Origin of the sequence: Microbacterium pseudoresistens, from assembly GCF_013409745.1 — a bacterium.
Classification (GTDB): Bacteria; Actinomycetota; Actinomycetes; order Actinomycetales; family Microbacteriaceae; genus Microbacterium; species Microbacterium pseudoresistens.
This window is the reverse complement of record NZ_JACCBH010000001.1, coordinates 2166522-2184886: the sequence shown is the minus strand read 5'-3', so window position 1 is coordinate 2184886 and position 18365 is coordinate 2166522. Positions and strand designations below refer to the sequence as shown.

General features: G+C 69.9%; 18 protein-coding genes. 8 read left to right on the top strand and 10 right to left on the bottom strand.

Annotated features, from left to right (window positions below):
• Nucleotides 1-40: 40 nt before the first annotated feature.
• Nucleotides 41-811, bottom strand: coding sequence for an isocitrate lyase/PEP mutase family protein (locus BKA02_RS10770; protein WP_179433923.1), 771 nt, complete (start codon nt 809-811; stop codon nt 41-43).
• Nucleotides 812-886: 75 nt separating this feature from the next.
• Here BKA02_RS10770 and BKA02_RS10765 point away from each other — a divergent pair, with 75 nt between their 5' ends.
• The 4 genes from BKA02_RS10765 to BKA02_RS10750 all read left to right on the top strand — a co-directional run bounded on the left by BKA02_RS10765 (nt 887) and on the right by BKA02_RS10750 (nt 4673).
• On the top strand, nt 887-2305 hold the full coding sequence (locus BKA02_RS10765; protein WP_179433921.1) for an RNB domain-containing ribonuclease: 1419 nt from the start codon (nt 887-889) through the stop codon (nt 2303-2305).
• Nucleotides 2302-3003, top strand: coding sequence for a nucleotidyltransferase domain-containing protein (locus BKA02_RS10760; protein ID WP_179433919.1), 702 nt, complete (start codon nt 2302-2304; stop codon nt 3001-3003). Before BKA02_RS10765 ends, BKA02_RS10760 begins: the two co-directional genes overlap by 4 nt.
• The gene (locus tag BKA02_RS10755; RefSeq protein ID WP_179433917.1) at nt 3000-3851 is read left to right on the top strand and encodes a phosphotransferase family protein; all 852 of its coding nucleotides are present in this window, start codon (nt 3000-3002) and stop codon (nt 3849-3851) included. Before BKA02_RS10760 ends, BKA02_RS10755 begins: the two co-directional genes overlap by 4 nt.
• A gap of 168 nt (nt 3852-4019) precedes the next feature.
• Entirely contained in the window at nt 4020-4673 is a 654-nt protein-coding gene (locus BKA02_RS10750) for a DUF6226 family protein (RefSeq protein ID WP_218844535.1), read from the top strand.
• A 27-nt stretch (nt 4674-4700) separates the two neighbouring features.
• On the opposite strand, the gene BKA02_RS10745 is transcribed toward BKA02_RS10750, so the two are convergent.
• The 5 genes from BKA02_RS10745 to ispG are packed head-to-tail and all read right to left on the bottom strand — an operon-like array spanning nt 4701 to nt 9045.
• Complete coding sequence (locus BKA02_RS10745; RefSeq protein ID WP_179433915.1) at nt 4701-5519, bottom strand: ArsR/SmtB family transcription factor; 819 nt, start codon at nt 5517-5519, stop codon at nt 4701-4703.
• A gap of 60 nt (nt 5520-5579) precedes the next feature.
• Nucleotides 5580-6581, bottom strand: a complete 1002-nt coding sequence (locus BKA02_RS10740) for an alpha/beta fold hydrolase (protein ID WP_179433913.1) — start codon at nt 6579-6581, stop codon at nt 5580-5582.
• Between the two features lie 34 nt (nt 6582-6615).
• Nucleotides 6616-7479, bottom strand: coding sequence for an alanyl-tRNA editing protein (locus BKA02_RS10735; protein ID WP_179433911.1), 864 nt, complete (start codon nt 7477-7479; stop codon nt 6616-6618).
• A gap of 25 nt (nt 7480-7504) precedes the next feature.
• Nucleotides 7505-7837: a nuclear transport factor 2 family protein gene (locus BKA02_RS10730; protein ID WP_179433909.1), complete on the bottom strand. Its 333-nt coding sequence runs from the start codon at nt 7835-7837 to the stop codon at nt 7505-7507.
• 56 nt (nt 7838-7893) lie between these two features.
• A complete protein-coding gene (gene ispG / locus BKA02_RS10725) occupies nt 7894-9045 on the bottom strand; it encodes a flavodoxin-dependent (E)-4-hydroxy-3-methylbut-2-enyl-diphosphate synthase (protein ID WP_179433907.1) in 1152 nt (383 codons plus the stop codon).
• A 189-nt stretch (nt 9046-9234) separates the two neighbouring features.
• Here ispG and BKA02_RS10720 point away from each other — a divergent pair, with 189 nt between their 5' ends.
• A complete protein-coding gene (locus tag BKA02_RS10720; RefSeq protein WP_179433905.1) occupies nt 9235-11169 on the top strand; it encodes an anthranilate synthase family protein in 1935 nt (644 codons plus the stop codon).
• Nucleotides 11170-11172: 3 nt separating this feature from the next.
• On the opposite strand, the gene BKA02_RS10715 is transcribed toward BKA02_RS10720, so the two are convergent.
• The 3 genes from BKA02_RS10715 to BKA02_RS10705 are packed head-to-tail and all read right to left on the bottom strand — an operon-like array spanning nt 11173 to nt 14643.
• Complete coding sequence (locus tag BKA02_RS10715) at nt 11173-12525, bottom strand: site-2 protease family protein (protein ID WP_179433903.1); 1353 nt, start codon at nt 12523-12525, stop codon at nt 11173-11175.
• A gap of 42 nt (nt 12526-12567) precedes the next feature.
• A complete protein-coding gene (gene dxr, locus BKA02_RS10710) occupies nt 12568-13650 on the bottom strand; it encodes a 1-deoxy-D-xylulose-5-phosphate reductoisomerase (protein ID WP_179433901.1) in 1083 nt (360 codons plus the stop codon).
• 27 nt (nt 13651-13677) lie between these two features.
• Nucleotides 13678-14643, bottom strand: a complete 966-nt coding sequence (locus tag BKA02_RS10705) for an FKBP-type peptidyl-prolyl cis-trans isomerase (protein ID WP_179433899.1) — start codon at nt 14641-14643, stop codon at nt 13678-13680.
• 219 nt (nt 14644-14862) lie between these two features.
• Between BKA02_RS10705 and BKA02_RS10700 the strand changes: the two genes are divergently transcribed.
• Nucleotides 14863-15648 carry a lysophospholipid acyltransferase family protein gene (locus BKA02_RS10700; RefSeq protein WP_370467868.1) on the top strand — a complete coding sequence of 262 codons (786 nt, stop codon included), beginning with the start codon at nt 14863-14865 and terminating at the stop codon, nt 15646-15648.
• Nucleotides 15649-15658: 10 nt separating this feature from the next.
• Here BKA02_RS10700 and BKA02_RS10695 read toward each other — a convergent pair whose 3' ends face one another.
• A complete protein-coding gene (locus BKA02_RS10695) occupies nt 15659-16135 on the bottom strand; it encodes an OsmC family protein (protein ID WP_179433895.1) in 477 nt (158 codons plus the stop codon).
• 46 nt (nt 16136-16181) lie between these two features.
• On the opposite strand from BKA02_RS10695, the gene BKA02_RS10690 reads away from it, so the two are divergent.
• Together BKA02_RS10690 and ald are read left to right on the top strand one after the other, a co-directional pair.
• Nucleotides 16182-17180, top strand: a complete 999-nt coding sequence (locus tag BKA02_RS10690) for an asparaginase (protein WP_179435416.1) — start codon at nt 16182-16184, stop codon at nt 17178-17180.
• A gap of 55 nt (nt 17181-17235) precedes the next feature.
• Nucleotides 17236-18351, top strand: a complete 1116-nt coding sequence (ald, locus tag BKA02_RS10685; protein WP_179433893.1) for an alanine dehydrogenase — start codon at nt 17236-17238, stop codon at nt 18349-18351.
• The last annotated feature ends 14 nt before the right edge of the window (nt 18352-18365 follow it).

Below are 18365 nucleotides of genomic sequence, written 5' to 3'. Positions count from 1 at the left end.
TCTAGTGAGGCGCCGCGCGATCACCCGTCCGGATGTCGCGTCAGTTCAGGGCGCGGGTGCCTTCGGGGATCACGCCGTCGGCGTAGAGCGAGGAAGCGACGTCCTGCAGCGCCGTCAGCGCCACGCGCTGGGTGGTGGGGCCGTAGGAGATGCGGGCGATGCCCAGGGCCTCGTATTCGGCGGCCGTCAGCGCACCGGGCAGCCCGATGACGCTCACCTTGCCGCGCCCGATGCCGTCGACCAGCTGCGCGGTCACGTCGGCGTTGAGCACGCCCGGCACGAACACGCACGTCGCACCGGCTTCGAGGAACGCCCGCCCGCGCACGATCGCATCCGCGATGCTCTCCTCGACCGGGCGGCCGTTCGCCCGCACGAAGGCATCCGTGCGGGCGTTGAGCACGAAGGGAACGCCCTCGGCCTCACCGGCGGCGACGATCGCCTGCACCTTCGCGACCGAGTCCGCGAGGGGGTCCAGGCGGTCCTCGATGTTCGCGCCGACGACGCCCACGCCGATCGCGCGCCGGGTCGTCTCACCCGCGTCGCCGTAGCCATCGTCGAGGTCGGCGCTGACCGGCAGCTCGGTGGCCGCGGCGATGCGGCCGATCATGTCGAGCATCATCTCGCGCGGGATCTGCCCGTCGGGATAGCCGTACGTCGCGGCGATCGAGTGGCCGGCCGTGGCCAGCGCCGTCGTCTCGGGGAGCGCCTCGATCGCCTTGGCAGAGACGACGTCCCAGACGTTCACGACCCGGAGGATCTCGGGGGCTTCGTACAGGGAGAGGAGCTTCTGTGCCTTCTGCGCAGTGGTCATGGCTCCACGCTATCGCCGCTCGAGGGCGTGCGGCACTGCGGAGGTCGCGTCGGCGCTCGGTCATAGGGTGGAGGCATGCCTCAGCGCCGATCGCACGTCGCCCCGTCCGCCGCGCAGAGCGAGCTCGCCAATGCCCTCGCCGCGTTGCGCGAAAACCTCGACGCGCCGACCGGGTTCTCTCCGGAGGCGCTCGCCGAGGCGGAGGCCGCGAAACCCGCCGAGCCGGCGCTGGACCTGCGCGAGGTGCCTTTCGCTACGCTCGATCCGGCCGGCGCGAAGGATCTGGATCAGGCATTCCATCTGGAGAAGTCGGCATCGGGCTACATCGTGCGCTACGCCATCGCCGACGTTCCCGGATTCGTGACGCCGGGCGGCGCCGTCGACCTCGCCGCCCGTGAGCGCGGGCAGACGCTGTACGCGGCCGACGGATCCATCCCGCTGCATCCGCGCGTGCTCAGCGAGGATCGTGCTTCATTGCTGGCCGATCAGGATCGCCCCGCCCTGGTGTGGACGTTCACCCTCGACAGCGACGGGGTCGTCACCGCGACCCGCCTGGAGCGCGCGATGGTCCGCTCGCGCGCGCAGCTCGACTACGTCGCGGCCCAGCGCGCGCTGGACGCCGGCGACGACTCCCCTGCGGCGCTGCTGCCGGAGATCGGCCGCCTTCGGATCGCGCAGGAGGCCGCGCGCGGCGGGGCGAGCCTCAACATGCCCGATGAAGAGGTGGTCCGCGCCGACGACGGCACGTACTCGATCGTCCGCGCCCGCCCACTGGCGATCGAGGAGTGGAACGCGCAGCTTTCGCTGATGACGGGGATGGCTGCAGCCGACATCATGCTGGAGGCCGGCGTCGGCATCCTCCGGACCATGCCCGAGCCCGATGAGAAGGCGTTCGCGACGTTCCGGCGCCAGACCGAGGCGCTCGGGCGTCCCTGGACGAGGGGCGGCTACGGCGAGTTCCTCCGCACGCTCGATCTCGACGATCCGCTCACGCTCCCGGTGCTCGAGGCCGCGGCATCGCTGTTCCGCGGGGCCGGATACCTCGCCTTCGACGGCGAGCGCCCGAAGGATGCCGAGCAGGCGGCAATCGCCGCGCCGTACACGCATGCCACCGCTCCCCTGCGCCGACTCGTCGACCGATGGTCGCTCGCGATCTGCCTCGCCGTCTCCTCCGGCCAGGAGGCGCCGGAATGGGCCCGCGAGAGCCTGTCCGAACTGCCCGCGCTCATGCAGGCGAGCGGGCAGCGCGCATCGCAGCTGAATGCCGACACGATCAACCGTGTCGAAGCCGCGCTGCTCTCCCCGCTCGTCGGTTCTCGCATCGAGGCGACCGTCGTCGAGGTGCGCGGCGAGGACCGTGCCGAGATCCAGATCGCCGACCCCGCCGTCACGGCCACCGCGCCGCTGCCGCCAGGTGCCGCACCCGGCGACACCGTCTCGCTGTCCCTCGTGCGCGCCGACATCGCCAAGGGCGAGGTGGAGTTCGCCCTGTGACCGGCGAGGAGCACATCGCGCTCGTCGAGCGCTTCGTCGCCGCATCGTACCCGCGCGCGATGATCGCGATCATGGCCGGCAGCACCGCGCGCGGTGAGCGCACCCGCACGAGCGACATCGATCTGCTCGTCATCGGTGAGGGGCTCTTCGCTCAGGCGGACCAGGGGTCGGCCGCGACCTGCGAGGCGTTCGAGGGCGAGATCGTCGAGGTGTTCGCCTACACGCCAGCCGCCTTCGAGACGTGGGCGCAGCGAGATCTCGATCAGTTCCGCCCGGTCGTCGTGAACATGCTGCTCGATGGCGTCGTCGTGCGCGGCAGCGAAGAACTGGTCGCGCTGCGGGCGCGGTGGGATGCCTCCCGCGCTGCGGGACCCGTCATCGATCCGCACGAACTCGACCTGCGCCGCTACATCGTCACGGACCTGCTCGACGATCTGCGCGACGCGACGGATGCGGCCGAGCGCCTCGTCGTCGCCGGCGCTCTGTTCGAACGAACCGCTCAGCTCATGCTGCTGCGCGACCGGCGCTGGGTCGCCACGGGCAAGCACCTGCCGCGCGTACTGCGGGCGATGGACGCTGCTCGCGCGGAGGCGCTGATCGCGCCGCTCCTGTCCGGCGACTCGACACGTTTCGCAGATGCGGTGGAGGATGAGCTGATGCGTGCCGGTGGCCGGCTGCAGACCGGCTTCGTGCGATGACGACGTGGCACGGCGGGCGGCTGACCCCTGCGCAGAGCCGATGGGTCGAGGAGCGACTCGGCGGCGTCCGGCGGATCGAGGACATGTCCTGGAACCTGATGGGCTCCGTTGTGCTGCACGTGCGCGCGGGCGCGCAGGATCTCGTCGTCAAGGCGGGCGATGAGACGAACCATCACATCGATCGGGAGCTGTCCGCGCATCCCCGGTGGGTCGCCCCGCTCGTCGAGACCGGGCACGCGGCGCGGCTCGTGGATGCGCTCCCCGACGAGCGGGTGATGATCCTCGAACACCTCGAGGGACGGCTCGTCCAGGAGTCTCCTGAGGAGTTCGCACCGGAGACCTACGCACAGGCCGGAGGGCTGCTGCGGCGACTGCACGACCAGACGTCACGTGACGACGAGGAGTACGAGCCCCAAGCGAACGACCGCACACTGCGGTGGTTCGACGAACCGCATCGCGTGGACCCGTCGACCGTCGATCGCGTGCGCCGCATCCTGTCCTCAGACGCTGCGCCGTCGGTCACCGTCGTGCCTACGCACGGCGACTGGCAGCCCCGCAACTGGCTCGTCGATGCGGGCACGACGCGGGTGATCGACTTCGGCCGGTTCGGGTTCCGTCCCGCCGGCACCGACTTCGTGCGACTCGCCGCGCAGCAGTGGCGCGATCGTCCCGAGCTGGAAGCGGCGTTTCTGGACGGCTACGGCGGCGATCCGCGCGATCCGGAGCGCTGGCGCATCGATCAGCTCCGCGAAGCGGTGGGCACGGCGGTCTGGGCGTTCCGCGTCGGCGACGAGGCTTTCGAGGCGCAGGGGCACCGGATGCTCGCGGAGGCTCTCGTGGCGTTCTGACGCCCGCGCGTCCGCTTCACAGGCCGTCGACGGCGTATCTCCGTTCGATGCCCTGAACCAGATCGCCGGGTCCGCCGTCACGGCCATCGCGCCGTTGGCGCCTGGTGCCGCACCCGGCGACCCTCGTGCGCGCCGACATCACCCCAAGGGCGAGGTAGAGTTCGCGCTGTGAGCGCGGTGACTTCGTACGAGCGGCCGGCGATCGAGGTGCCGGAGTTTCGTGACGAAGACGGCCACGTCATCGAGTACGGCCGAAGGTGGAGCGAATCGCCGCCCGAGGCGACCTACTCCGTCGACACGCATCCAGAGCGCTTCGCGCCGCTCCACACCGTCGCCGATGCCCTCGTCACCCATCTGCGCGACACCTACGATGTCGAGATCGATGAGGGCGCGGAGACGGCGGCAGACTTGCTCCATCCGGTGCCACACGACTTCGCGCGCGCGGTGCGGATACGTCCGAACAATCCGGCATCCGCATCCCTGACCCTCGTGTTCACGGCCTACCCCGGGATCGTCATGCACGCAGGCCTGCTCCACGACTTCCTCTACCCGGTCTGCGGCTGCGACGCCTGCGATTCGAGCTGGGCTCGGGAAGCCGACCGCCTGGAGAGTCAGGTGCTCGCCGTCGCCGCCGGGAATTACCGCGAGAGCGCCGATCTCGGGGGCGAGTCGGTCGCATTTTCGTACACCTATCCCGACGGCACGAGTTCAGGACACTCTCGCGCCCAGGACCTTCCCGTAGACCGTCTCAGGGCCGCAGTGCCGGTTCTCACCGAACTTTCCGGAAGATGGGCCGCCTGGCCGCACTCGACGTCGGATTGAGCACCAGCCATCACGTCGTGGGCCGTCTCACCCCATGCCGGGCATCGTCCGTCCGGATTCGACGAAGGTCTTCAGCGACGACAGGATGAGGGAGTTGCCACCGTCCACCTGCTCGTCACTCGCCGTACCGACCGGCACTCCCGTGTGCGTGACCGTGACTCGGGTGAGCTCGGGGCCCATCGGCTCCAGCAGCCATTCGTAGTGCGAGGCGGGATCCGCCGCCGTCTCCGATGACCACGTCGCCCGGAACGTGTGCGCCAGGCGCACACCTTCGTCGATCGCCGTGATCTCCCCCGCGATGAGGGAGGCGCCCTCAGCGCTCGTCCACTCGATCGACGCACCGACTCTCCATTCGCTGCGCACGAGGCCGCCGAAGAACCAGCGGCGGGACTGCTCCGGTTCGACGATCGCCTGCCAGACGCGATCCGGGGTCGCCTCGATGACGACGGTGGCGACGAGGGTCCTGGTCTCTGCGGACATGTTCACTCTTCCCTGCTCTTTTTGCTGCTTTTCTGTCGCGCTCTCGGTCTCGACGTGCTCGCGGAGGCCGGCGAGCGCGAGCCCGGCGAACGCGGAGTAGTCATCGAGCCAGCGGCGCGCCAGCTCGACGATCGGGACGGGATTCAGGTGGACGAGGCGGCTCCTGCCCACTTTGCGGGTCGTCACGAGGTCGGCGTCCTCCAGCACGCGCACGTGCTTGAGCACGGCGTGCCGCCCGAGCTCGGGCAGCAGGGGCTCCAATTCGCGCAGCGCCCGGCCGTCCTGCGCCCGAAGGGCGTCGAGCAGGATCCGTCGGTGGGGGTCGGCGAGAGCCCGCACGGTGCGATCGAGGATGTCGGTCGTCATGACTCGATGATAGGTGACCATACAGTCACCTGTATACACCTGACCTGAGGGGCATCGAAGTCAAATGCCCGCGACCGAGTAACGCCGCTCGATGCCCTCTGTCGCCCGCCCCCACGCCGACTCGGCGACGCGCCGCTGATGAGCGCGGAAGGCTTCGGCATCGCGGAAGTGCTCGGCGACGCTCCACACGAGCGGATCGTCCGTGGCCGCGACGTCGAACGACACGCAGCCGGCCTCGGCTCGGGTCAGATCGATGTGCGCGGCCAGGTGCTCGCGCACCGCGTCGGCCTCGGCATCCGAGCGACATACGAGAAGGCCCGTCAACGTCACGCCTCTGCGTTCGCGCGGCGGGCCGAATGCTTCCGGCAGAGCATCGACGAACTCCTCGAAATGCGTGTACCAGACGGTATGGGCAGCGCCGTCGATCTCGCGAACGTCGACACCCTCCGCCCGCAGCCGTGCCGCATCGTCATCGCTCACGAAGGCGCTCGGCTGCGCACGCACGAGCAGGGATCCGCGCCGCGGAGGATGGGAGACGTCTCCGCTGCACGTGACGGATGCCGCCGTCTCCGGATCGAAGCGCTGCGCTGCAAGCGATTCGACGCGGATATCGGAGTCACTGTATGCGGGACGCGCGGCGCGGAGCGCATCGGGATCACGCCGTATCTCACGCACTCGTGCGTACTCGGCGCGCTGCTGTCCGGCATCGGCCCCGCCCGCGAAGGCGCAGATCGTATCGACGTACACCTCGACGGCAGGGTTCAGCCGCTCAGCGGCAGCAGACAAGACCGTGCCGCCGTAGGAATGCCCGATCGCGACGAGGTCGCCGTCGATGGCCAAAGTGCGCACCGTCGCGGCCACGGCATCCGCCGCCGATGCGATCGTCCCGGACGGATCCCGTGGCGAGAGTCCGTGTCCGGGTAGGTCGAGCGCGACGGCCCGGTGGCCGCGCGCGGCGACCTCCTCGCTCACGCGCCACCAGCTCTGCGCCGAGCCCATCATGCCGTGCAGCAGGAGGACGGTTCGCGGTCCGTCACCGGTGGTGATCGCGTTAAGGAGCATCCCGCGAGTCAATCACGCGAAGACGAACTGCCGTTCAGCCGCGCGCCACGACCGTCGTCGTCATGACGAGCGCCTGCGGCTCCGGCAGCTCCAACTGCACGCGGATGCTCGCGAACTCCGCGAGCGATGCCACGTGGGTGCCTCCGCAGAGAATCGATGCCGTGCCCTCCGGCAGCTCGCACACCCACCGCCGCCGGTCGACGATCGTAGGGCCGTCGACGTCGATACGGCTCGACCCGCCCGAAGCGACCCACGCCGCGAGAAGCTCATTTATGCGCGCCTCGCGCTCCGAGAGCGACGTCGCGAACGTCTCGGAGTCGAAGCCCGCCTTGCGCAGGCTCTTTCCCAACCGATACGTGTCGACCGCGCCATCGAGATGGATGCGGCTGGACTGGTTCGCGCGCCCTTCGAAGTCCGCGTTCCCGAGAGCATCGACGCCGGGATCCTTGCGCCACAGGTCTGCGAGAGCGAGATCCAGCGCCAGCGAGGCCAAATGGCACGCCGTGTGCCCACGGCTCAGTCCCACCCGGCGCTGCGCATCCACGACCACCTCCACGGAGGCACCGGGAACGAGCCACGCGGGCGTTTCGCCGTCGAGGCGATGCGCCACCAGCCACGTCCAGCCTTCGGCGCCGCGCTTGACCGGGATGTCTCCGCCCACCGCGAGCGCCCCGTCGTCGGATGCCGCGGCCATGACCGCCTCCGACACCGTGACCGACGCCTCACCCGAACGGATCACGCCGGAGTCGCCGGGCTGGTCCGGCCAGGTGTGGTCGACCGGGTGGAACGGCGTCCGGTCCAGGATGGCGATCACGCCGGCAGCAGTCGATTCGATCCGCTCCACGAGCGACCGTTCCGCGAGCGAACCCGCCGGGAAGGTGACGACAGTGCTCTCCACGAACGTCCTTCTGCCCAAGACCGTCTCAGTGCACGGGCGGGATCGTGAAGCTCGCGAGCTTCTCCCCCGCCACGACGAAGATGCCGTCGGATTCACCGTTGAACACGCTGCTGCGCCAGTCGAAGTGCACCCTGGTCGTGTCGCCCTCGGTGGCGACCGCGAGCACGGTCATGCGCGCACCCGCACCGATCGCATCGGAATCGGCCCAGCTGCGCACGCCCTCGGGGCCGCGGAGAACACGCCCCCAATCGTCGACGAAGCCGTCGTCACGGAACGCCGCGACGAAAGCATCCGTATCGGCGTCGTTGATCGCGTCGATCATCGCCTGAACGGGTGCCGGAACCGGGGTGTGCGTCATGTCTTCCTCCTTGCCGTGCGCCGCGCGCGTCACGAGCACGCCGTGACCGGATATAACTAGTTCGTCAGCACCTGGGCGGCGCCCAGCGGGGCATCCGGGCCCATCTCTTCGGCGATCCGCTGCGCCTCGGCGATCAACGTCTCCACGATCTCGGCCTCCGGCACGGTCTTGATGACCTCGCCCTTGACGAAGATCTGTCCCTTGCCGTTTCCGCTGGCCACGCCCAGATCGGCCTCGCGCGCCTCCCCGGGGCCGTTCACGACGCACCCCATGACGGCCACGCGCAACGGCACCGTGACATCCTTCAGACCCTCGGTGACCGAATCCGCGAGCGAGTAGACGTCGACCTGGGCGCGCCCGCACGACGGGCACGAGACGATCTCGAGCTTGCGCTCCCGCAGGTTCAGAGACTGCAGAATCTGGTGGCCGACCTTGACCTCCTCGACCGGCGGCGCCGACAGCGAGACGCGGATCGTATCGCCGATCCCCTCGCTGAGCAGGATGCCGAAGGCCGTGGCCGACTTGATCGTGCCCTGGAAGGCGGGTCCCGCCTCGGTGACGCCGAGGTGCAGGGGCCAATCGCCCATCGCGGCGAGCAACCGATACGCCTTGACCATGACGACCGGATCGTTGTGCTTGACGGAGATCTTGAAGTCGTGGAAGTCGTGCTCCTCGAACAGCGACGCCTCCCAACGCGCACTCTCGGCGAGCGCCTCGGGCGTGGCCTTGCCGTACTTCTCCAGCAGCCGCGGATCGAGCGATCCCGCATTCACACCGATGCGCAGCGAGACCCCCGCATCCTTCGCGGCCCGCGCTATCGCGCCGACCTGGTCATCGAACTTGCGGATGTTGCCCGGATTCACGCGCACCGCAGCACACCCCGCGTCGATCGCCTGGAAGACGTACTTCGGCTGGAAGTGGATGTCGGCGATCACCGGGATCTGGCTCTTCTTCGCGATGATGTGCAGCACGTCCGCGTCGTCCTGCGACGGCACGGCGACGCGCACGATCTCGCATCCGGACGCCGTCAGCTCGGCGATCTGCTGCAGCGTGCCGTTGATGTCGGTCGTCTTCGTCGTGGTCATCGACTGCACGCTGACGGGGGCGTCTCCGCCGACGAGCACTTTGCCCACCCTGATCTGCCGGCTCTTGCGGCGAGGGGCGAGGATGTCGGGGACGCGGGGCATCCCGAGGTTCACGGCTGGCACGGTTCCAGGGTACTCGCGCCCGACGCCGCAGGGCTGGATGGGCGCCGTGTGATAGTTTCAGCGCATGCCCGTGAACCGCCCTTGGTGGCCCGCCTTCTAGGCGGTGTTCTCGCGTACCCAGACGACTGAGACCGCCTTCCGGGGCGGTCTTTTCTGGTCAGCCGCGCCGGCTATCGATCAGGAGACCCGATGACCCCCGCCGCTTCGACCGAGACCGACGCCGACGCTCTCCTCATCCGCATCCGCGCCCTCGCCGCCGACCGAGCCTCGTCGTTCGTGCTGCTCGCCCGCGAGGGCTCGGACGATGTCGAGCTGCTCACCGGTGAGCTCGCCGACGTCGACCTCCTCGCCGACATCCCGCTGAGCGTCGACGGCGCCGCCCGCGAAGTCTTCGCCATGGTGCCGTACCGGCAGGTGCACGAGCGCGGCTTCGAGGCGCAGGACGACGGTGCTGCACTGCGCTGCCTGCTCATCGACGAGCACCTGCACGCCGCGGCGAATCCGGTGCGCGACGGCCTGCCCGCCCGGGCGATCCCGCTGCACGACGGCGGGTTCGACCTCAGCGACGGCGATTACGCGGCGATCGTGAAGAACGTCATCGCCGATGAGATCGGGCGCGGAGAGGGCGCGAACTTCGTCATCCGCCGCGACTACACGGCTCGCTTCGACGCCGATGAGCGTCAGGCCGCGCTCACCTGGTTCCGGGCGCTGCTCGAGCACGAACGCGGCGCGTACTGGACCTTCGCCGTCGTCACACCCGGCGTGATCGCCGTGGGCGCGAGCCCCGAGGCGCACGTGGTCGCCCGAGACGGCATGGTGACGATGAACCCGATCTCCGGCACCTTCCGCCATCCCGCGGGCGGGGCCACCAAGGCGACGCTCACGGAGTTCCTCTCCTCCACGAAGGAGACCGAGGAGCTGTTCATGGTCGTCGACGAGGAACTCAAGATGATGAGCGCCGTCTGCTCCGACGGAGGACGCATCACAGGGCCCCACCTCAAGCGCATGTCGCGCCTCACTCACACCGAGTACATGCTGCGCGGACAGAGCCGCCTCGATCCTCGCGACATCCTGCGCGAGACGATGTTCGCCCCCACCGTCACCGGCTCGCCCATGCAGAACGCGTGCACGGTCATCCGTCGGCACGAAACACGGCCCCGCGGCTACTACTCCGGCGTCGCGGCGCTGTTCACGCCGAACGCCGACGGCGGGCACGACCTCGACGCCCCCATCCTCATCCGGACCGTGTACCTCGACGGCGGAGAGCTGCGGGTGCCGGTCGGCGCCACCCTCGTGCGGCATTCGGATCCCGACGGGGAGGTCGGCGAAACGCACGGCAAGGCGGCGGGTGTGCTCGGCGCCATCGGCGCCGTGGCGCGCGACGACGCTCCCGTCCGCAGCATCCCCGACGATCCGGATGCGCCGGAGGAGCCCGACGACCTCGCATCCGACCCGGAGATCGCCGCGCTCCTCGCCTCTCGAAACGAGCGCCTGGCCGAGTTCTGGATCACCCCGCAGGCCGCGGACGGCCGCGGCCCCTTCGACGGCCGCACGGCGCTCGTCATCGATGCCGAGGACCGTTTCACGACGATGCTCGCCCATCAGCTGCGCCACCTGGGGCTCGAGGTGCGGATCGTCCCGTGGGCCGAGGCGACGGATGCGGATGCGGCGAGCGCCGACCTCCTCGTGGCAGGTCCCGGCCCGGGCGATCCCCGTGACGGCTCTTCCGCACGCATCTCGCGCCTGCGCGACCTGATCGCACAGCGCAGGGCGGACGGCCGACCACTGCTCGCAGTGTGCCTGAGCCACCAGATCCTTGCGGATTCCTTCGGCATCCCCCTCGTGCCGCTGGCCAGCCCGCATCAGGGCGTGCAGAAGTCCGTGCCGGTCTTCGGCGAGGATGCCTCGATCGGGTTCTACAACACGTTCACCGCACGCGTCGCCCCCGGCGAGACCGCGATCGAGACCGCGGAGGGCGTGGAGATCTCGTCCGACCCGGTCACCGGCGACGTCTACGCGCTCCGCGGGCCCGGCTTCGCCTCCGTGCAGGGCCATCTGGAGTCGATTCTGTCGCGCGACGGCATGCGCACGCTCGAGCGCCTCATCACCCACGCCCTGGTCTGACAGTCAGCCCAGCAGCTTCACCGGATTGAACAGATCGGCGAGCAGCAGCACGGCGCCCATCACAATGAGCAGCCCCGCCACGACGATCGTGAGCGGCACGAGCCGGGTAGCATCCACCGGCTTCGGCGGCGGACGACGGAAAAGCTTCGCCCAGGCCCGCTTCACGCCGTCCCACAGCGCCACCACGATGTGACCACCGTCCAGGGGCAGCAGCGGGATGAGGTTGAACACGAACAGCGCGATGTTCAGCGATCCGAGCAGGCTCAGCAGCACCACGAAGCGGTTGAGGATCGGCGCATCGGTCGCTGCGACCTCGCCGGCCAGCCGCCCCACGCCGACCACGCTGAGCGGTCCGTTCGGGTCGCGCTCGCCGCCGGTCACGAGCGACACCCCGACGTCCCACAGGCGCTGCGGCAGCGTCACGAGGATGCCGGCGACGGCGCCGACATTCTCACCCGTGATCTCCAGTCCGGTTCCGATCGGCTGGGGCACATAGGCCAGCTGCCCGCCGACCCCGGCGTAGCCGACCTCGTGCATCACGGGCTCACCGGCGTCGTCGACGGCGCCGCGTCCGTGCTCGTCGACCGCCTGCCGTTCGGCGACCACCGGGGTGAGCGACAGGGTCACCTCCTGCCCGTCGCGCTCCACGACCACCGGCAGCACCCGTCCGGGCGAGGCCTGGATGATCTCGCTCGCCTCGGCGAAGGTGTCCACGGGCGTGCCGCCGATCGACAGGAGTCGATCGCCAGGCAGGATCCCGGCCTGAGCGGCGGGAGCCACGGGGTCTCCCTGCGCGCACTCGGTCTGCGCAGACCCCGCCGGCAGCACGCACTCCGATACCGATGCGATGGTCGTGGTGCCCTGCTGCACGCCGATACCCGAGGCCAGCACGGTGAAGATGAGTGTCGCCAGTACGAGGTTCATGACCGGCCCGCCGGCCATCACCACCACGCGCTTCCAGACGGGGAGCCGGTAGAACACCCGCTCGGCGCGATCCGGATCGATCGTCTCATCGTTGGCGGTCCTGGCGTCCTGCACGAGGGTGCGGAAGAGTCCCCCGCCGCGCTGCGGCCCCGCCTCGGCCGCCTGCTCGGCCGCCGCCCCGAGCGCCTGCGGCGAGGGCGGGTACATGCCCGACATCGAGATGAAGCCGCCCAGCGGAAGCCACTTGAATCCGTACTCCGTCTCGCCGATCCGCTGGGACCACAGGCGCGGGCCGAAGCCGATCATGTACTGGCCGACATGCACGCCGAAGAGCTTCGCGGGCACGAGGTGACCCATCTCGTGCAGCGCGATCGACACGCCCAGGCCGACCAGCATGAACAGCAGGCCGCCGACGTATAGCAGGATCTCCACCCCGCCACGCTAGTGGCGGCGGTTAGGAGAATGCCCGGAGGATCATCCGGCGGCGATCAGCGCGTCAGCCGTGCGACGAGCCCAGTCCTCGGCCTCCGTGAGGCTCTCCACCGTCAGATCGTCGGGCGCGTCGTGCGCGTCGATCACGCGCGCGATGGTGTCGACGATCCCGAGGAACGGGAGCCCGCCATCGTGGAAGGCGTGCACCGCCTGCTCATTGGCCGCGTTGTACACGGCGGGGAAAGTGCCGCCCGCACGGCCGACCTGCTTGGCGAGCGACACCGCGGGGAACGCCTCGTCGTCGAGCGGTTCGAAGCTCCATGTGCTGGCCGTCTTCCAGTCCAGCGGCACACCCACGCCGCCCACCCGGTGCGGCCAGTCCAGCGCCATCGAGATCGGCAGCCGCATGTCAGGCGGCGAGGCCTGCGCGACCGTGGAGCCGTCGACGAACTCGACCATCGAGTGCACGATGGACTGCGGATGCACGGCGACGTCGATCTTGTCATAGTCGACGTCGAACAGCAGGTGCGCCTCGATGACCTCGAGGCCCTTGTTCACGAGCGTCGCCGAGTTCGTCGTGACCATCCGCCCCATGTCCCAGGTCGGATGCGCCAGCGCTTCGGCGGGAGTCACGGCCGACATCTGCGCGCGCGTGCGCCCGCGGAACGGCCCGCCCGAGGCCGTCACGACCAGTCGGCGCACCTCGGAGCGATCGCCCGAGCGCAGGCACTGAGCGATGGCGGAGTGCTCGGAGTCGACCGGAACGATCTGGCCGGGCGCGGCCAGCGACGTCACCAGCGCGCCGCCCACGATCAGCGACTCCTTGTTCGCCAGCGCGAGCGTGCGCCCCGCCTTCAGCGCCGCCAGCGTGCTGCCCAGCCCCACCGATCCGGTGATCGCGTTGAGCACGACGTCGGCCTCCACATCGCGCACGAGCTGCTCGGCCTCATCGGCTCCGAGCGCGGTGTGCTCGACCTGGAACTGCTCGGCCTGGGCGGCCAGAGCGTGCGCATCCGATCCTGCGGCGAGTCCGACCACCTCGAAGCGTCGCGGGTGGGCGCGGATCACCTCCAGGGCCTGGGTACCGATCGATCCGGTGGAGCCGAGGATGAGGATGCGCCGCATGCCTGAAGCCTACGGTGAAGCCTGCGGTCAGGCGGCGGGCATCGGTGTGGTCGCGAGGATGTCGACCACGAAGACGAGCGCTTCACCGGCGAGCTCGCTCGTGTTGTCGTCGCTCTTCTCACCGTACGCGTCGGCAGCCGGCATCTTCACGACCACCTGCGAACCGACCTGCTGACCCTCCAGCGCCTTGCGGAAGCCTTCCACGACGCCCGAGGTGGAGAATCCCGCCGGGGCTCCTCTGCTCCAGCTGGAGTCGAACTCCGTGCCGTCGCTCCATTTGACGCCCAGATACTGCACGACGACGTAGTCTCCGGCGCCGACGGTGGGCCCGTCGCCCTGCTTGAGCACGGCCACCTCGGTCTCGGTCGGCGCATCGGCGTCGGGAATCGTGATGCTCGGCGTGCCGTCGGCGGCGACCTCGACGGTCGGCATGCCGTCGACCGGGGCGACATCGTCGCCCGTCGCGACCGTGGAGAGCTGCTCGGTCGCCTCGGCGTACACGACCAACGGGTTCTGTCCCTCGCCGAGCTTCGAGCTCGGCAGGGTCATCACGATGCGCGATCCCAGCGGCTGGCACTCCAGCGCGGCGACGAACAGCGACGCGGCCTGCGGATCCAGCAGCACCGGAAGCACGCCCCCGTCCCCGACGGCGCTCGTGTCGAGCACACTGCTGTCCGTCGCATCCACGATCCGATAGCGGACCGAGACGAGGTCGCCGGAGACGACGTCATCGCCCGAGCCGCTGCCGAGAACGGTGCGCTCGATGTCGTCGGTGAAGTCGAGATCGGCGGGGACCGTGACGGTCACATCATCACCCTCTCCCTCCACGCCGATCGCGTCGCTCGCATCGCCGGACGGCGCATCGAGCAGGCAGGTGCCCTGCGCGTCCGGAGTCCCCGTGGCCGAGGCGTCGGGTTCGGCGCCCGCGCATCCCGCGAGCAGAAGCGTTGAGACGGCGACGACGGAGAGGGCGGAGATGAGACGTGTGCGCACAGGGATCCTCAGGATGACGAACAGGAATCCGCTCATCCTCGCGCACGCGCATGTGGCCACGCTGGGAGCCCGCTGGCCTCGTCGCGGGCGATCCGCTCCTCCGGCATCGCGACAAGGGCGCGATCCGATGCATTCCCGAGCGGGGATCAGCATCTCCCGCATTCCACCGACGGCATGGATCCTGCCCTACCCTTGTCTGGTGACTCAGGAATCTCTTCGGTGACCGAGCGGTCCCCCGCCGGCGACCAGCGCGCCGATGACGACGACACGGATGCGGAGCTGCGCCGCGCCGGATCGCTGTACGTCGTCGGCCGCCTCATCCTCGCCCCTCTCGCGCGTCTGATCTACCGGCCCCGTATCGAGGGCAGCGCATCCGTTCCGCCGACGGGGCCCGTCATCTTCGCGTCGAACCACCTTTCGTTCATCGATTCGATCGCCATCCCCGTCGCCTCTCCCCGCCGCGTGCACTTCCTCGCCAAGTCGAGCTACTTCGAGGGCACGGGACTGAAGGGCAGGATCGTCGCGGGGTTCATGCGCGCGATCGGTGCGATCCCCGTGCGCCGCGGCGCCGGTCAGGCCGCTCTCGACGCGCTCGACGAACAACGCCGCCTGCTCGACGACGGCCTGGCGGTCGCGCTGTACCCGGAGGGCACCCGATCCACGGACGGCCGGCTCTACCGCGGCCGCACCGGCGTCGCCTTCCTGGCGCTGCAGACCGGTGCTCCCGTCATCCCCGTCGGCCTCATCGGCACCGACAAGGCGATGCCCGTGGGTGCGAAGATGCCGCACCTCGGCGAGCGCGTGACGGTGCGCTTCGGTGCGCCGCTGGATCTGTCCCGCCACGGCGCGGCCGGTTCGGGGCGTGCGCGCCGACTGGCCACCGACGAGATCATGGCTGCCATCCACGCGCTGTCGGAGCAGGAGCTCGCCGGCGTATACAACGAGGTGCCCGCGCAGGGCGCGATCGAGAAGATCAAGCAGGCCCTGCCGCACGAGCGGCGGTAGGCGCCGCCCGTCACTGCCCGGCGACGAGCGTGGTCGCCTCGTGCCGCACGGGGAAGTTCACCGAGTTCGCGATGAAGCACCACTCGCCTGCCTGCCTGTGCGCGACCTGGGCGGCCTCGATCATCGATGCATCGGCGACCGTCACGACAGGGCGCAGCAGCACCTCCGTGAAATGTCCCGCTCCCCCCGACTCGCGCATGACACCGGTCGCCTCGTCGCGATAGGCGACGACGACCACACCCGCGCTCGTGCACGCATGCAGGTACGACAGCAGGTGGCACTCCGACAGCGCGGCCAGCAGCAGGTCCTCGGGGTTCCAGCGGCCGCGATCACCGCGGAACGCCGGATCGGCCGACACCGGCAGTGCCGGCTTGCCCGCCACCTCGATCGTGGCCAGCCGGTCGTAGTCGCGATAGCCGCTCGTGCCGCTGCCGCGATTGCCCGTCCACGTCGTGGTGAGCGCGTAGGTGTGCCTGCCGAGATCCATGACGCCATGCTCGCACGCCGATAGGATTTCAGGCGTGGTGGCGACGATGACCGTGCAGATGATGACCGTGCAGGATTGCGTGGAACTGGCCGTCGTCGAACGAGGCGGCATGATCGAGTCCCGCCACATCGGCGCGGCCGTGGTGCTCTCTCCCGACGGCACGACCGCAGCGGTGCACGGCAACGCCGAGGCGCACGTCCTGCCCCGCTCGAGCCTCAAGCCGCTGCAGGCGGTCGCCTGCCTCACGGCGGGAGCGCCGCTGGAAGGCGAGCAGCTGGCCCTGTCCACGGCAAGCCATGCCGGCACCGACCGCCACGCCGACGTCGTGCGCGCGATGCTCATCGAGGGCGGGCTCACCGAAGACGACCTCGGCTGCCCGCCGGATTGGCCCGCCGACTCCGCCACGCGCGATGCGATCGTGCGCGAGCACGGCGCTCCTACCCGACTGCGGATGAACTGCTCCGGCAAGCACGCCGCCATGCTGCGGGCCTGCGTCGCCTCCTCCTGGCCGACCGAGGGCTACCTCGACCCGGAGCACCCGCTGCAGGTGCACATCCGTGAGGTCGTCGAGCGCCTCGCCGGCGAGAAGGTCGCGGGAACCACGATCGACGGATGCGGCGCCCCCGTGCACGCCCTCACGCTCGCGGGTCTCGCGCGCGCCATCCACCGGGTGGGCACGGCGTCGGCCCGCTCGCCGTTCGCGCTGCACCGCGTCGCGGGCACCCTCGTGCAGACCGTGCGCGAGATGCCGTGGACGATCGACGGCCCCGGTCGCGCCGACACCGTCGCGATCGAACGCCTCGGCGTCTTCGCCAAGGGCGGCGCCGAGGGCGTCATGGTCATGGTCGCCCCCGACGGCACCACGGTGGCGCTGAAGACGCTCGACGGCTCGCTGCGAGCGCGCACCATCGTCGCCGCCGCACTCCTGGCCCGCGCCGGGGCCCTCACCGCCGCGCAGGTCGACGACCTCGCCGGCGCCCTGCCGCTCGCCGTCCTGGGAGGAGGCACCGGGGTCGGGTCCATCAGACCCGCCCCCGGAATCTGAACGCCCTCACAAGGGGCACACGGATCCCGCATCGTCGCGGGAGAAAGGAGCCGTCATGAGGATCTCGGTTCCCACAGAGGTCAAGAACAACGAGTTCCGGGTCGCGCTGACCCCGGCGGGAGTGCACGATCTCGTACGGGCCGGACACGAGGTGTTCGTGCAGTCAGGCGCCGGAGCGGGCTCGTCGATGACCGACGACGACTACCGCGCGGCCGGTGCAGCGCTGCTCGACGACGCCGACGAGGTGTGGTCGCGCGCTGAGCTGCTGCTGAAGGTGAAGGAGCCGATCGAGAGCGAGTACCACCGATTCCGCGACGATCTCGTGCTCTTCACGTATCTGCACCTCGCCGCCGACCGGCCTCTCACCGACCGCCTGATCGCCGACGGCGTCACCGCCATCGCCTATGAGACGGTGCAGCTGCCCTCGGGGGCGCTGCCCCTGCTCGCGCCGATGAGCGAGGTCGCCGGGCGCCTCGCCCCGCTGGTCGGCGCGAACACCCTCATGCGCTCTCACGGCGGTCTGGGTCTGCTGATGTCGGGTGTGCCCGGCACGCGACCCGCCACCGTGACCGTGATCGGCGGCGGGGTCGCTGGTGCCAACGCCGCCGTGATCGCCTCGGGCATGGGCGCCGACGTCACCGTCTTCGACACCAACGTGCCCCGGCTTCGGATGCTCGACGATCATTTCGCCGGGCGCGTCAAGACCGCCGCGTCCAACCCGCTGGATCTGCGTCGTGCGGTGCTGGACTCCGATCTCGTGATCGGCTCCGTCCTCATCCCCGGGGCGAAGGCGCCCAAGCTCGTCACGAACGATATGGTGCGCGAGATGCGTCCGGGCAGCGTGCTCGTGGACATCGCCGTCGATCAGGGCGGCTGTTTCGAGGACACGCATCCGACGACGCACGACGCCCCGACCTTCCCTGTGCATGACACGGTGTTCTATTGCGTGGCCAACATGCCCGGTGCCGTGCCCAACACGTCGACTTCGGCGCTGACCAACGCGACCCTGCCGTATATCCGCGCGATCACGGGACGCGGATGGGCCGAGGCGCTGCGCGCGGATGCCGGGCTCGCCGCGGGCCTGAACGTCGCGGGAGGGGCGGTCGTCAACGCCGGCGTCGCCGCCGCGCACAATCTGCCGCACACACCAGTGGCCGACGCGCTGGCTTGATCGCAGGTCGGCCC